General features: G+C 55.0%; 12 protein-coding genes. 4 read left to right on the forward strand and 8 right to left on the reverse strand.

Annotation, left to right across the window (positions count from 1 at the left end):
* Positions 1–6: 6 nt before the first annotated feature.
* From rseP to rpsB, 8 genes are all read right to left on the reverse strand, one after another.
* Entirely contained in the window at positions 7–1,362 is a 1,356-nt protein-coding gene (gene rseP, locus KGP17_RS21145) for a sigma E protease regulator RseP (RefSeq protein WP_021179915.1), read from the reverse strand.
* A gap of 32 nt (positions 1,363–1,394) precedes the next feature.
* Positions 1,395–2,243 carry a phosphatidate cytidylyltransferase gene (gene cdsA / locus KGP17_RS21150; protein WP_021179914.1) on the reverse strand — a complete coding sequence of 283 codons (849 nt, stop codon included), beginning with the start codon at positions 2,241–2,243 and terminating at the stop codon, positions 1,395–1,397.
* A 9-nt stretch (positions 2,244–2,252) separates the two neighbouring features.
* Complete coding sequence (ispU, locus tag KGP17_RS21155; protein WP_021179913.1) at positions 2,253–3,011, reverse strand: (2E,6E)-farnesyl-diphosphate-specific ditrans,polycis-undecaprenyl-diphosphate synthase; 759 nt, start codon at positions 3,009–3,011, stop codon at positions 2,253–2,255.
* A 370-nt stretch (positions 3,012–3,381) separates the two neighbouring features.
* Entirely contained in the window at positions 3,382–4,578 is a 1,197-nt protein-coding gene (gene ispC, locus KGP17_RS21160) for a 1-deoxy-D-xylulose-5-phosphate reductoisomerase (RefSeq protein WP_223498280.1), read from the reverse strand.
* A 158-nt stretch (positions 4,579–4,736) separates the two neighbouring features.
* Positions 4,737–5,294 (reverse strand): ribosome recycling factor, encoded by a 558-nt coding sequence (gene frr, locus KGP17_RS21165; RefSeq protein ID WP_021179911.1) that lies wholly within the window; start codon positions 5,292–5,294, stop codon positions 4,737–4,739.
* A 126-nt stretch (positions 5,295–5,420) separates the two neighbouring features.
* Positions 5,421–6,146, reverse strand: coding sequence for a UMP kinase (gene pyrH, locus KGP17_RS21170; RefSeq protein WP_021179910.1), 726 nt, complete (start codon positions 6,144–6,146; stop codon positions 5,421–5,423).
* Positions 6,147–6,280: 134 nt separating this feature from the next.
* Entirely contained in the window at positions 6,281–7,135 is an 855-nt protein-coding gene (gene tsf / locus KGP17_RS21175; RefSeq protein WP_021179909.1) for a translation elongation factor Ts, read from the reverse strand.
* Between the two features lie 117 nt (positions 7,136–7,252).
* Positions 7,253–7,978, reverse strand: a complete 726-nt coding sequence (rpsB, locus tag KGP17_RS21180) for a 30S ribosomal protein S2 (RefSeq protein ID WP_021179908.1) — start codon at positions 7,976–7,978, stop codon at positions 7,253–7,255.
* A 360-nt stretch (positions 7,979–8,338) separates the two neighbouring features.
* Here rpsB and map point away from each other — a divergent pair, with 360 nt between their 5' ends.
* The 4 genes from map to KGP17_RS21200 all read left to right on the forward strand — a co-directional run bounded on the left by map (position 8,339) and on the right by KGP17_RS21200 (position 13,300).
* Positions 8,339–9,133, forward strand: a complete 795-nt coding sequence (gene map, locus KGP17_RS21185) for a type I methionyl aminopeptidase (RefSeq protein ID WP_021179907.1) — start codon at positions 8,339–8,341, stop codon at positions 9,131–9,133.
* Between the two features lie 60 nt (positions 9,134–9,193).
* Positions 9,194–11,857: a bifunctional uridylyltransferase/uridylyl-removing protein GlnD gene (gene glnD / locus KGP17_RS21190; protein WP_115159682.1), complete on the forward strand. Its 2,664-nt coding sequence runs from the start codon at positions 9,194–9,196 to the stop codon at positions 11,855–11,857.
* A 42-nt stretch (positions 11,858–11,899) separates the two neighbouring features.
* A complete protein-coding gene (dapD, locus tag KGP17_RS21195; RefSeq protein ID WP_223498281.1) occupies positions 11,900–12,724 on the forward strand; it encodes a 2,3,4,5-tetrahydropyridine-2,6-dicarboxylate N-succinyltransferase in 825 nt (274 codons plus the stop codon).
* Between the two features lie 186 nt (positions 12,725–12,910).
* The gene (locus KGP17_RS21200) at positions 12,911–13,300 is read left to right on the forward strand and encodes a DUF3461 family protein (RefSeq protein WP_021179904.1); all 390 of its coding nucleotides are present in this window, start codon (positions 12,911–12,913) and stop codon (positions 13,298–13,300) included.
* The last annotated feature ends 119 nt before the right edge of the window (positions 13,301–13,419 follow it).

Here is a 13,419-nt window from a genome sequence, read left to right on the forward strand (position 1 = left end):
CCGCCCCTAAAGACGAGAAAAATCATTGAAAAGTGCAAGACCCATCAGCAGTACCAACAAGATCGAACCAATGCGGTAGCTGTAGTCCTGTACTCGCTCAGAAACTGGCCCCCCCTTCAGCTTTTCTATCGCCAGGAAGAGGAGATGCCCACCATCTAATACCGGTAATGGGAAGAGGTTGATGATCCCTAAGTTGACGCTAATCAACGCCAGGAACATCATATAATACACAAAACCCACCTCTGCTGATGCCCCTGCTCCCTGTGCAATGGAAATCGGGCCACTCAGGTTGTTCAGCTTTACATCACCGGTAATTAATTTACCTATCATGCTGACCGTAAGGTGCATCAGCTGCCAGGTTTTGTCCCCCGCCTGATACAGCGCAGAGAACGGCCCATATTGACGGATGGTCTTGTACTCATCCGGCAGAGGGATAACTTTAGGTATAATCCCGGCAAACCCCACCGCTTTGTCTTTTCCCACCGGCTTTGTATCTGGTATCAGCGTTAAAGACAAGGGGGCGCCGTTTCTTTCTATCTCTAAAACCAGCGGAAGCCCTGGAGCATTGTGGATACGTTTAACCAACGTAACCCAACGACCAAGTGGCTGACCATCGACTTTAACGATCCTGTCCCCCGCTTGTAAACCTGCCTTTTGCGCAGCCGACCCGGTCTGGACTTCCGCCAGCACGGATTCAATCTGCGGGCCACGCGGGATCATGCCTAGAGAACGCACGGGATCTTCTTTGTCCGGCTCAAAGCTCCAGTGGCGCAAATCCAGGGTCTTGCTCACCTTTTGTGAGGTACCAAACGGAGCAATTTCTACCTCGGTTTGCGCATCACCGATTTTGGTCACCAACGCCAGACGAACAGATTCCCAATCAGGCGTTTCGATACCGTCAACGGACTTAAGTTCCATTCCCGGAGAAATTTCGGCATGAGCGGCAATGGATTGCGGAGTAATTTCACCGATGACCGGGCGGTAACTCGGCACGCCGATGATAAAGACGACCCAATAGGCAAGAATGGCAAACAGGAAATTGGCAATGGGGCCCGCGCTGACAATCGCCGCGCGCTGCCAGACGGTTTTATTATTGAACGCCTCATGACGCAGCTCGGGAGCTACCGTTTCGACGCGCTCATCGAGCATTTTGACATAGCCGCCAAGGGGGATCATGGCGACGACATATTCGGTGCCCTGGCGATCGGTGCGGCGCCATAGCGCACGGCCAAAGCCGATAGAGAAGCGCTCCACGCGGACGCCACAGCGGCGGGCCACCCAAAAGTGCCCGAACTCATGCACGGTGATCAATATACCCAGAGCGATAATAAACGCGACCAAGTTCCAGAGTACGCTGACCATAGAATCCCTTTACTCCCCCCGCCGATGACGGATTAAAACACTAACAGCATCAAGCAGGCAAATACCGGTACCGCTGCGGTCAGGCTATCGATACGATCCAGAATGCCGCCGTGCCCCGGGATCAGATGACCACTGTCCTTGATACCGGCTTCACGTTTGAACATGCTTTCCGTCAGATCGCCCAATACCGAAGCCAGGGCCGCAATTACCGAACAGACCAATAGGGTCATAGGCACCACGTTCAGCGGCGCATAGCGGCCAAACAGCCACGAAATCACGGCAGACGTGACCAGCCCACCGACCAGCCCTTCCCAGGTTTTGCCTGGGGAGACCTTCGGTGCCAGCTTGTGTTTGCCAAACAGCTTGCCGAACATGTAGGCGCCGGAATCTGCGCCCCAGACCAGCAGCATAACGTACAGCAACCACCAGGCACCGGTAAAATGATTCTCTTCATAGCCGAACTGACGCAGTGCCAGCATGCCCCAGAAAAACGGCACGATGGTCAACAGGCCAAAGACCAGCCGCAAGGTGCGCGAATTACGCCACAGCGCCGCCGAGCCTGGATAGAACAGCACCAGCAGCAGAGCCACCAGCCACCATCCCAGCGACAACCATAGCGGGCCAGCGATCTGCAATTGGTGAACAGACTGATGGTAGGCAGGCACGCTGAGCATCATCAGCGCCAATAGGAAACCGCACAATATCGCCAGCCAGATACGTTGGGGGCGGGCAGCAAAGCCAGCCAACTGCCCCCATTCCCAGGCGGCTAACATGCACACAGCGAGTGTTACCAGGGCAAAGCCCATCGGCGGCAGTAAGAACAGCGCTGCGATAACAATCGGAATTAAAATCAGAGCCGTTATGATGCGAGACTTCAGCAAAAGTTCCCCCTAGGACGCATTGGCGTCGATAGGTGTTGTTCCTCCGAAGCGACGCTCGCGTTGTGCAAATGCATTCAGCGCACCTTCAAAGACAAGTTCATCAAAATCTGGCCAGAGTACATCAGTAAAGTAAAGCTCGGCGTACGCAATTTGCCACAACAAAAAGTTACTGATGCGATGTTCGCCGCCGGTACGGATCACCAGATCCACCGGAGACAAATCGCTCATGCAGACGCGCTCACCCAGTAACTCCTCGCTGATCTGGTCCACGCACAGCGTACCCTGCTGCACTTGCTCAGCCAGATCCTTCACTCCCTGAATAATATCCCAACGGCCACCGTAATTGGCGGCAACGTTAAGCGTCAGGCCATCGTTATTTTCTGTCAGTTGCTCCGAGCGGCGGATACGCTCTTGCAAACGTGCGCTGAACCGGCTGACATCGCCGATCACTCGCAACCTGACATTATGTTTATGCAGGCTTTTTACTTCGCTGTCCAGTGCGCGGACAAAAAGCTCCATCAGCGCGGAGACTTCCTGCGCCGGACGGTTCCAGTTTTCGCTGCTGAAGGCATAAAGCGTGAGTGCATCTAAATGGTGACTGGCGGCAAAACTGACCGCGCGGCGTACCGATTTCACCCCTGCTTTATGACCGAAGACACGTAACTTGCCCTGGCGTTTAGCCCAACGCCCATTGCCGTCCATAATGATCGCGACATGACGTGGCCCATGAGCAGAAAGATTAGCTTCTTGTTGGTTTGCGGACGACATAACTCGTACTTATTTCCTCGGTAGAAACACCACAGCCTTGCCGGAATATCGGACCTTACGCGCAAAAAAAGCCGTGTGCCTGACACAGCTTTTCAGTCTGCCTGCCTGGTGCCCCAAGGGGCTCCCGGCAAAGATTGGCGTAAGTTTTCCCCGTCTTCTGGCTTGGCACTGCCCTATTGGCCGCGTTTGTCAGGTAAAAAGAGCTGCCAATCCGGCCATTATTCAACGGTATAACCGGTGATTATGGCGCAGACTATAACACCTCCGTGAAGCCTGAACAAACGGCCACACGGCGGCCTGGCGAGTTTACCAGCAAATTCAGACAATGTAGCAGAGCCGAATTTGCCCTCGGTACACCCCGCCCAAGTGATTAAACCCGCAGGTTACGAACCAGACCTCGAGCCACCTCACGCGCCTGACGATCGATCTCCAACACCATCTCAATACTGGTTGGCTCCGCCAGCGCCATACATTCAACAACCTTTTGGTTCATGGCTGAAATATCAGTGAAACGAATTTGTTGCTGCAAAAATGCCGCTACGGCAATTTCATTGGCCGCGTTGAGCGCGGTGGTCGCCGCCTGGCCCGCATCGAAGGCTTCGATCGCCAAATACAGGCAAGGATAGCGCTCACGCTCCGGCTCGGAGAAGGTCAGCGCCCCGATACGGCAGAAATCGAGTGCAGCCACCCCGGAGTGGACCCTCTGCGGGTAAGCCATGGCATGGGCAATAGGCGTGCGCATATCCGGCGTACCCAGTTGGGCCAGCACGCTACCATCGGCATAGCGCACCATGGAGTGGATCACCGACTGCGGATGGAGGATCACTTCCATCTGCTCTGCCGAGGCGTTGAACAGCCAGCGAGCCTCGATATACTCCAGCCCCTTGTTCATCATGGTGGCGGAATCTACCGAGATTTTGCGCCCCATAGACCAGTTGGGATGCGCACAGGCCTGATCCGGCGTCATAGTGGCGAACTGTCCCATCGGCGTAGTACGGAACGGGCCACCGGAACCGGTCAGCACGATGCGCGAAACGCCGTGGGCTTCCAGCGAGCTATACCCCAGTTGGCGTTGGATGCTTTCTGGCAGGCTCTGGAAGATGGCGTTGTGCTCGCTGTCCAGTGGCAGCAACTGTGCCTGGCTCTTTTGCACCGCGTCCATAAACAGGCGGCCACAGGTGACCAGAGACTCTTTGTTCGCCAGCAGCACCTGCTTACCGGCACGAATAGCGGCCAGGGTGGGCAACAGCCCAGCGGCCCCGACGATAGCGGCCGTCACCTGATCGACGTCGTCTAATGCGGCCAGCTCGCAGGCTGCCTTTTCACCGGCCAACACGTCGGTTTTCACACCGTTTTCTGCCAGCACGGCGCGTAACTCATTGGCGGCCTGCTCATCGGCCATTGCCGCATAACTCGGGCGGAACTCTATGCACTGCTGCGCCATGACCGCTACATTACGGCCAGCTACCAGTGCCTTGATCGCGAAAAGGTCGGGATTTTCCCTGACCACGGCCAGGGTGCTGGTGCCCACGGAACCGGTGGAACCCAGAATTGTCAGTTGCTTCATGAGATCGCTCTGAATCTACTGCGTGATGAGATCGGACGTACACCACAGTGTAACTTGCATCACGGCTGGTTTACGCTCTGTGCGTACGATAAAACGAGATCTGCACCACAAAAAATAAAGCGCCGCCAAGGCGACGCTTTATTTCAAGGCGATGGAGATTAGAAATCCATCAGTTCTTTTTCTTTATCGGCCAATGCCGCATCAAGGAGTTTGATGTAGGCATCGGTCATTTTCTGGATATCGTCTTGTGAACGGCGATCTTCATCTTCGCTGATTTCTTTGTCTTTCAGCAGTGCCTTCACTTTATCGTTGGCATCGCGGCGCACGTTACGCACGGCCACACGGCCCTGCTCGGCTTCACCACGTACGACCTTGATCAGATCCTTACGGCGCTCTTCCGTCAACGGAGGAAGCGGAACGCGGATCACGGTGCCAGCCGAGCTTGGGTTCAGGCCCAGATCGGAAGACATAATGGCTTTTTCTACCGCCGACCCCAGAGAACGGTCAAACAGGTTGATCGCCAGCGTACGGGAATCTTCTACCGTGACGTTGGCCAGTTGGCGCAGCGGCGTTGCTGTACCGTAGTATTCCACCATGATGCCGTCCAGGATGCTTGGAGAAGCACGGCCAGTACGGATCTTGCTGATTTGGTTTTTAAATGCTTCGACGCTTTTTTCCATGCGTGAATCAGCATCTTTTCTGATTTCATTAATCACGTTGCGAACCCTTGGAAGCTGGTTACTTGGCAGGCTGTACTGGAAAGTATAGCCCGTGAATTTTACTTATCAGAAGCACACAACGCCTGGCGTTACCCGCTCCTGCGAAATTTGGCCAAACAGCCGTTATTTGGTGATCAGAGTACCTTCGTTCTCACCCATCACCACGCGACGCAGTGCGCCCGGCTTGTTCATGTTGAATACGCGGATCGGCAAGCCATGATCGCGGGCCAGCGTAAACGCCGCCAGATCCATCACTTTTAACTCACGCTCCAACACGTCCTGGTAGGTGATCTGTTCGTACAGCGTTGCGTCCGGGTTTTTCACCGGGTCAGCGGAGTATACACCATCCACTTTAGTCGCTTTCAATACCACATCGGCTTCAATTTCGATGCCGCGCAGGCAGGCCGCAGAATCCGTGGTAAAGAACGGGTTACCCGTACCGGCGGAGAAAATCACCACGCGGTTGTTACGCAGCAGGCTGATCGCCTCTGCCCAGCTGTAGTTGTCACATACGCCATTCAACGGAATGGCAGACATCAGGCGGGCGTTCACATAGGCACGGTGCAGTGCATCACGCATAGCCAGGCCGTTCATCACGGTAGCCAGCATTCCCATGTGGTCGCCCACTACGCGGTTCATGCCGGCTTGTGCCAGACCTGCACCACGGAAAAGATTGCCACCGCCAATAACTACACCGACCTGGATGCCCAGCTCGACCAGCTCTTTTACTTCCTGAGCCATGCGATCCAAAACGCTAGCGTCGATCCCAAAGCCTTCTGCACCTTGCAGGGCTTCACCACTCAGTTTGAGCAGGATACGCTGATAAACGGGTTTTGCATTGGTTGCCATGGTGTTCTGTCCTAAGAAGCAGTAGTAATAGTATTGGGGTTTTCAACCGATTAGCCTGGGCACGCGGGGCCCATCATCGGCGTTTCTCTGGCTGGATAAAATGGAGCCGCCTCGCGGCGGCTCCATTAACAGCATTAAGACTGTTTGCTCATTGCTGCAACTTCAGCAGCAAAGTCAGCTTCAACTTTCTCGATGCCTTCACCCACTTCAAAGCGGATGAAATTGGTTACGTCAGTGTTGTGCTCTTTCAGCACCTGAGCAACGCTCTTGCTTGGTTCGATCACGAAAGGCTGACCGGTCAGAGAGACTTCGCCGGTGAATTTCTTCATGCGGCCTTCAACCATCTTCTCTGCGATTTCTTTCGGCTTGCCAGACTGCATGGCGATGTCCAACTGAACTTGGTACTCTTTCTCTACCACTTCAGCAGACACATCTTCAGGCTTGACGAATTCAGGCTTGCTAGCGGCAACGTGCATTGCCAGCTGCTTAACCAGCTCTTCATCCGCGCCTTTGGTAGCGGCAACCAGAACACCGATGCGAGCACCGTGCAGGTAGCTACCCAACACGTCGCCTTCCAGGGCAGCAATGCGGCGAATGTTGATGTTCTCACCGATTTTTGCCACCAGCGCAACGCGCTCTTCTTCGAACTGCGCTTTCAGCACGTCAACGTCAGTGATTTTGCCAGCAAAAGCCGCATCCAACACTTTGTCAGCGAAAGCCTGGAAACCGCCGTCTTTAGCAACGAAGTCGGTCTGGCAGTTAACTTCCACGATCATGCCGAAGTTGCCTTCGATCTTGGTTTTGATCACGCCGTCAGCAGCTACGTTGCCTGCTTTTTTCGCCGCTTTGATCGCGCCAGATTTACGCATGTTTTCGATTGCCAGCTCGATGTCGCCGTTAGATTCGATCAGCGCTTTTTTGCAATCCATCATACCTGCGCTGGTACGCTCACGCAGTTCTTTTACCAGGGCAGCGGTAATATCAGCCATTTCTTTTTCCTCGGTTATCTCGCTCGGAGATAGTTCTCATTCAGATAAGCAAAGGGGGCCCTTAAAGGCCCCCCTAACCAACATATTCAATACCTGGTTAATAAGGGCTTGACCTTATTATTCAGCTTCTACGAAGCTTTCTTCCGCCTGAACGGCCAGATCTTGAGAACGACCTTCACGGATGGCGGCAGAAACGGCGGTCAGGTACAATTTGATTGCACGGATTGCGTCGTCGTTACCAGGGATGATGAAGTCAACGCCGTCTGGATCGGAGTTGGTATCAACGATAGAGAATACCGGGATACCCAGGTTGTTGGCTTCTTTGATCGCGATGTGTTCGTGATCGGCATCGATAACAAACAGAGCGTCTGGCAGACCACCCATGTCCTTGATACCACCCAGGGAGTTTTCCAGCTTGGCCAGTTCACGAGTGCGCATCAGCGCTTCTTTCTTGGTCAGCTTGTCGAAGGTGCCGTCTTGGGACTGGATTTCCAGATCTTTCAAACGTTTGATTGACTGACGAACGGTTTTCCAGTTAGTCAGCATGCCGCCCAACCAGCGATGGTTCACGAAGAACTGATCGCAGCCGTTAGCATATTCTTTTACCGCTTCGCTTGCTGCGCGCTTGGTACCAACGAACAGGATCTTACCTTTACGGGAAGAGATCTTGGTCAGTTCAGCCAAAGCCAGGTTGGCCATTGGTACGGTTTTTTCCAGGTTGATGATGTGAACCTTGTTACGTGCACCGAAGATGAAAGGCTTCATTTTCGGGTTCCAGTAACGGGTCTGGTGACCAAAGTGTACACCAGCCTGGAGCATGTCGCGCATGGAAACAGTTGCCATGATTAAAACCTCTATTAGAGTTGATTGGGGTTATGCCTCCACGTATCCCATAACGCCGACCCGGACAATGACGTGAGCCATCTCAAGGCACCCCGGCGGATGTGTCGATACGTGTGTGTTATTTACACAATGTGAGTGCAGTTAAAACTACTTCGGTCATTTCCTCATTGGCACTCAAGGCCGAATGCGGATCTGCCGGCGCGCTTTATACCATAAACCCGCCCCAGACACCAACTTTTGTTGCAGTTGGCCTGGCCCTTCACAAATGAAATTTGGCAGCCTCAAGCCGGGCTGATACCATAACTCAATGCCTTATCTTTCTACCTTGTCGACCATAACGACACCTGCGGACTAACTTTCATGGCAATTTCAATTAAAACACCTGATGACATTCAAAAGATGCGCGTTGCGGGCCGCCTGGCCGCAGAAGTGCTGGAAATCATCGAGCCCCACGTTAAACCCGGCGTCACCACCGGCGAGCTGGACAGGATCTGCCACGAGCATATCACCAATGAACAGCAGGCGATCTCGGCCTGCCTGGGCTACCACGGCTTCCCAAAATCGGTCTGTATCTCGGTGAACGAAGTGGTGTGCCACGGCATCCCAAGTGACGACAAGGTGCTGAAAGACGGGGATATCGTCAATATCGACGTGACCGTAATCAAAGACGGCTTCCACGGCGACACCTCCAAGATGTTCATCGTCGGTAAACCCACCATTCTGGGCGAGCGCCTGTGCCGCATCACCCAGGAAAGCCTGTATCTGGCCTTGAAGATGGTCAAACCGGGTATCCGCCTGCGCACTCTGGGTAAAGCCATCCAGCAGTTTGTTGAAGCAGAGAAGTTCTCCGTCGTGCGCGAATATTGCGGCCACGGCATCGGCGAAGGTTTCCACGAAGAGCCGCAGGTACTGCATTACGATGCCGATGACGGCGGCGTGGTGCTGCAGGCCGGTATGGCCTTCACCATTGAGCCTATGGTCAACGCCGGTGATTACCGCATCCGCACCATGAAAGACGGCTGGACGGTGAAAACCAAAGATCGCAGCTTGTCGGCACAGTATGAGCATACTATTGTGGTGACTGATAACGGCTGCGAGATAATGACGTTGCGCAAGGATGACACCATCCCCAACATCATTACGCACGAGATGTAAGAACCGCAGGGTTCTTGTGACAAGCCGGCCTATGCCGGCTTTTTTTATGGGCGGCGAAACATGTCTGAAAATTATCGTGAGCTAGAAACCCCGGCCGTACCCAAGAAGCCGGACGCTCCCAGCACCTATGCCGATGACGAGATCAATTGCCTGGCCCTCAAACAGCGGCTTGAGCAGTTTCAGCAGTGGCTGGCAGCGGCCTTCAATGCTGGTGCCAGTGCCGAAAGCCTGGTGGCGGCGCGCAGCAAGTTTATCGATCGGCTATTGCGGCGACTGTGGCTGTTTTACGGCTTTGACACTATCCCTGAAACGGCGCTGCTGGCCGTCGGCGGCTATGGCCGTGGTGAACTGCACCCGCTGTCTGATATCGACGTGCTGGTACTCAGCCAGACTCGCCTGAACGATGAACAGGCCGCTCGCGTCGGTGAATTCATTACCCTGCTGTGGGATCTCAAACTGGAAGTCGGCCACAGCGTGCGCACGCTCGAAGAGTGCCTGCTGGAAGGCTTGGCGGACCTGACCGTTGCCACCAACCTGATCGAATCCCGCATGATCTGCGGCGACGTCGCCCTGTTCCTGCAATTGCAGAAGCACATTTTCAGCGACGGCTTCTGGCCTTCGCCCAAATTCTTTGACGCCAAACTGATCGAGCAGCAACAACGCCACCAGCGCTATCACGGTACCAGCTACAACCTGGAGCCGGATATCAAGAGCAGCCCCGGTGGCCTGCGTGATATTCATACGCTGATGTGGGTGGCTCGCCGCCATTTCGGCGCCACCTCGCTCGATGAGATGGTCGGTTTTGGCTTCCTGACCCAGGCCGAGCGCAACGAATTGAACGAATGCCAAAGCTTCCTGTGGCGTATTCGTTTTGCCCTGCACCTGGCGCTGCCGCGTTATGACAACCGCCTGCTGTTCGATCGCCAGCTCAGCGTGGCCCAGCTGTTGCGCTACGAGGGGGAAGGCAATGAACCGGTAGAGCGCATGATGAAGGATTTCTATCGCATGACGCGCCGCGTCGGCGAGCTGAACCACATGCTGCTACAGCTGTTCGATGAAGCGATCCTGGCATTGGACGCCACGGAGAAGCCGCGCCCGCTGAACGATGATTTTCAGCTGCGTGGCGATCTGATCGATTTGCGCGACGAAACGCTGTTTATCCGCCAACCCGAAGCCATCATGCGCATGTTCTATCTGATGGTACGCAACCGCGAAATCAAAGGCATCTACTCCACCACCGTGCGCCAGTTGCGCCATGCACGCCGCCACCTGAAACAGCCACTGTGCAACATTCCCGAGGCCAGAGAGCTGTTTATGGCCATTCTGCGACATCCAGGCGCGGTCTCACGGGCGTTGGTGCCAATGCATCGCCACAGCGTGCTGTGGGCCTATATGCCGCAATGGGGCAGCATCGTTGGCCAGATGCAGTTCGACCTGTTCCATGCCTATACCGTCGATGAACATACCGTGCGTGTGCTGCAAAAGCTGGAAAGCTTCTCCGATGAGGAAACTCGCCCACGCCATCCGCTGTGCGTGGAGCTTTATCCTCGCCTGCCTCACCCGGAATTGCTGTTGCTGGCAGCGCTGTTCCACGATATCGCCAAAGGGCGCGGGGGCGATCACTCCATTTTAGGCGCGCAAGACGCCCTGGAGTTTGCTGCATTGCATGGCTTGAACTCACGCGAAGCACAGCTGGTTGCCTGGCTGGTTCGCTGCCACCTGCTGATGTCGGTGACCGCGCAACGGCGTGACATTCAGGACCCGACCGTGATCCAGCAGTTCAGCAGCGAAGTACAAAGCGAAACCCGGCTACGCTACCTGGTGTGCCTGACGGTGGCCGATATCTGTGCCACCAACGAGACCTTGTGGAACAGTTGGAAACAGAGTCTGTTGCGTGAGCTGTATTTCGCTACCGAGAAGCAACTGCGCCGTGGTATGCAGAACAGCCCGGATCTGCGCGAGCGGGTGCGCCACCATCGTTTACAGGCGCTGGCATTGTTGCGGATGGACAATATCGATGAAGAGGCGCTGCACCATATCTGGAGCCGCTGCCGCGCCGACTATTTCCTGCGCCACTCACCGAATCAGCTCGCCTGGCACGCCCGCCACCTGCTGGCCCATGACTCAACCAAGCCACTGGTGCTGGTCAGCCACCAAGCCACGCGTGGCGGCACCGAGATCTTTATCTGGAGCCCGGATCGCCCTTACCTGTTTGCCGCCGTTGCCGGTGAGCTGGATCGGCGCAATCTCAGCGTCCATGACGCCCAGATCTTCACCAACCGCGACGGTATGGCCATGGACACCTTTATCGTGCTGGAGCCGGATGGCAGCCCGCTGGCCCAGGATCGTCATGCCGCGATCCGCCATGCGCTGGAACAAGCTATCACTCAGCGAGATTATCAGCCGCCGCGCGCTCGGCGTCCGTCGTCCAAGCTACGCCATTTCAGCGTGCCGACCGAGGTCAGCTTCCTGCCAACCCACACCGATCGCCGCAGCTATCTGGAACTGATCGCACTCGATCAGCCCGGCCTGCTGGCACGCGTGGGTGAGGTTTTTGCCGATCTGGGCCTGTCGCTGCACGGCGCACGTATCTCCACCATCGGCGAACGGGTCGAGGATTTGTTTATTTTGGCCGATGCCGATCGGCGGGCGCTGGATCCGCAAACACGCAGAAAATTAGAACAACGGTTGACAGAGGCACTCAATCCAACCGATAAAATGTGATAAAAGTAACCTTTCGTAAATAAAATCAGGACAGAGAACAGCATGCAGCAATTACAGAACGTTATTGAAAGCGCCTTCGAACGCCGTGCGGATATTACCCCGGCCAACGTAGACACCGTAACGCGTGAAGCGGTAAACCAGGTGATCGCCCTGCTGGACAGCGGCGCCCTGCGCGTTGCCGAGAAGATCGAGGGGCAATGGGTTACCCATCAGTGGCTGAAAAAAGCCGTCCTGCTGTCTTTCCGTATCAACGACAACAAGGTAATGGACGGTGCAGAAACCCGCTATTACGACAAAGTGCCGATGAAATTCGCTGACTACGATGAAGCTCGCTTCCAGAAGGAAGGCTTCCGCGTAGTGCCACCGGCTACCGTGCGTCAGGGGGCATTTATCGCTCGTAACACCGTGCTGATGCCTTCTTACGTCAACATCGGTGCCTACGTCGACGAAGGCACCATGGTAGATACCTGGGCCACCGTAGGCTCTTGTGCGCAGATCGGCAAAAACGTTCACCTGTCCGGCGGCGTCGGCATCGGTGGCGTGCTGGAGCCGTTGCAGGCCAACCCAACCATCATCGAAGACAACTGCTTTATCGGTGCGCGTTCAGAAGTGGTTGAAGGCGTGATCGTGGAAGAAGGTTCCGTGATCTCAATGGGCGTTTATCTGGGCCAAAGCACCCGTATCTACGATCGTGAAACCGGTAAAGTGCACTATGGCCGCGTACCTGCTGGCTCCGTGGTCGTATCCGGCAACCTGCCTTCCAAAGATGGTTCCTACAGCCTGTATTGCGCTGTGATCGTCAAGAAAGTGGACGCCAAGACCCGTGGCAAAGTCGGGATCAATGAGTTATTGCGCACTATCGACTAAGCTTGAACGGCGGGTGCAGCACCCGCCATTTTTTTGCCTTCAATACGCGGGCCGTCACAGTCTGTGACGGGCGTTTTCGCCATACTCTCTGGCAGTGGAATATTCCTGATGTGTTTCGATTTGCAGCTCACTACACTGCATATTGGCTAATCAGGCAAATATAGTTGATTAAAAGGTGGCGCTATTATGTATGACAACCTGAAAAGTTTAGGTATCAATCAACCGGAAGATATCGATCGCTATAGCCTGCGTCAGGAGGCCAATAACGACATCCTCAAGATTTACTTCCGCAAAGATAAGGGCGAGTTCTTTGCCAAGAGCGTGAAGTTCAAGTATCCACGCCAGCGCAAAACCGTGGTGGCAGACAATGCCGGCCAGGGTTACAAAGAGATCCATGAGATCAACCCCAACCTGCGCTACGTGATCGATGAACTGGATCAACTCTGCCAGCGCGATCAGGTGGAAGTGGATCTGAAACGCAAGATCCTTGATGACCTGCAGCACCTGCAAAACGTGGTCACCAACAAGATTGCCGAGATCGAATCCGATCTGGAAAAGCTGACGCGCGGTAAATAACTGCCACCCTCGGTCTAGTATTTGTCAGTTTAGGACGATTGGTCGCCCCTCACCCCTGCCCTCTCCCGCTGTAGAGTCCAGGGATCTCATAAACACAGAGATTGGGAGAGGGAGCGAGC

The sequence above is a fragment of the Serratia sp. JSRIV001 genome (genome assembly GCF_019968745.1).
Taxonomy (GTDB): Bacteria; Pseudomonadota; Gammaproteobacteria; order Enterobacterales; family Enterobacteriaceae; genus Chania; species Chania fonticola_B.

Bases quoted from the DNA above. Each gene is read 5' to 3' on its own strand.
- rseP (WP_021179915.1), bottom strand. From the start codon at position 1,362: ATGGTCAGCGTACTCTGGAACTTGGTCGCGTTTATTATCGCTCTGGGT.
- ispU (WP_021179913.1), bottom strand. From the start codon at position 3,011: ATGTCGTCCGCAAACCAACAAGAAGCTAATCTTTCTGCTCATGGGCCA.
- ispC (WP_223498280.1), bottom strand. From the start codon at position 4,578: ATGAAGCAACTGACAATTCTGGGTTCCACCGGTTCCGTGGGCACCAGC.
- pyrH (WP_021179910.1), bottom strand. From the start codon at position 6,146: ATGGCAACCAATGCAAAACCCGTTTATCAGCGTATCCTGCTCAAACTG.
- tsf (WP_021179909.1), bottom strand. From the start codon at position 7,135: ATGGCTGATATTACCGCTGCCCTGGTAAAAGAACTGCGTGAGCGTACC.
- rpsB (WP_021179908.1), bottom strand. From the start codon at position 7,978: ATGGCAACTGTTTCCATGCGCGACATGCTCCAGGCTGGTGTACACTTT.
- map (WP_021179907.1), top strand. From the start codon at position 8,339: ATGGCAATTTCAATTAAAACACCTGATGACATTCAAAAGATGCGCGTT.
- glnD (WP_115159682.1), top strand. From the start codon at position 9,194: ATGTCTGAAAATTATCGTGAGCTAGAAACCCCGGCCGTACCCAAGAAG.
- dapD (WP_223498281.1), top strand. From the start codon at position 11,900: ATGCAGCAATTACAGAACGTTATTGAAAGCGCCTTCGAACGCCGTGCG.
- KGP17_RS21200 (WP_021179904.1), top strand. From the start codon at position 12,911: ATGTATGACAACCTGAAAAGTTTAGGTATCAATCAACCGGAAGATATC.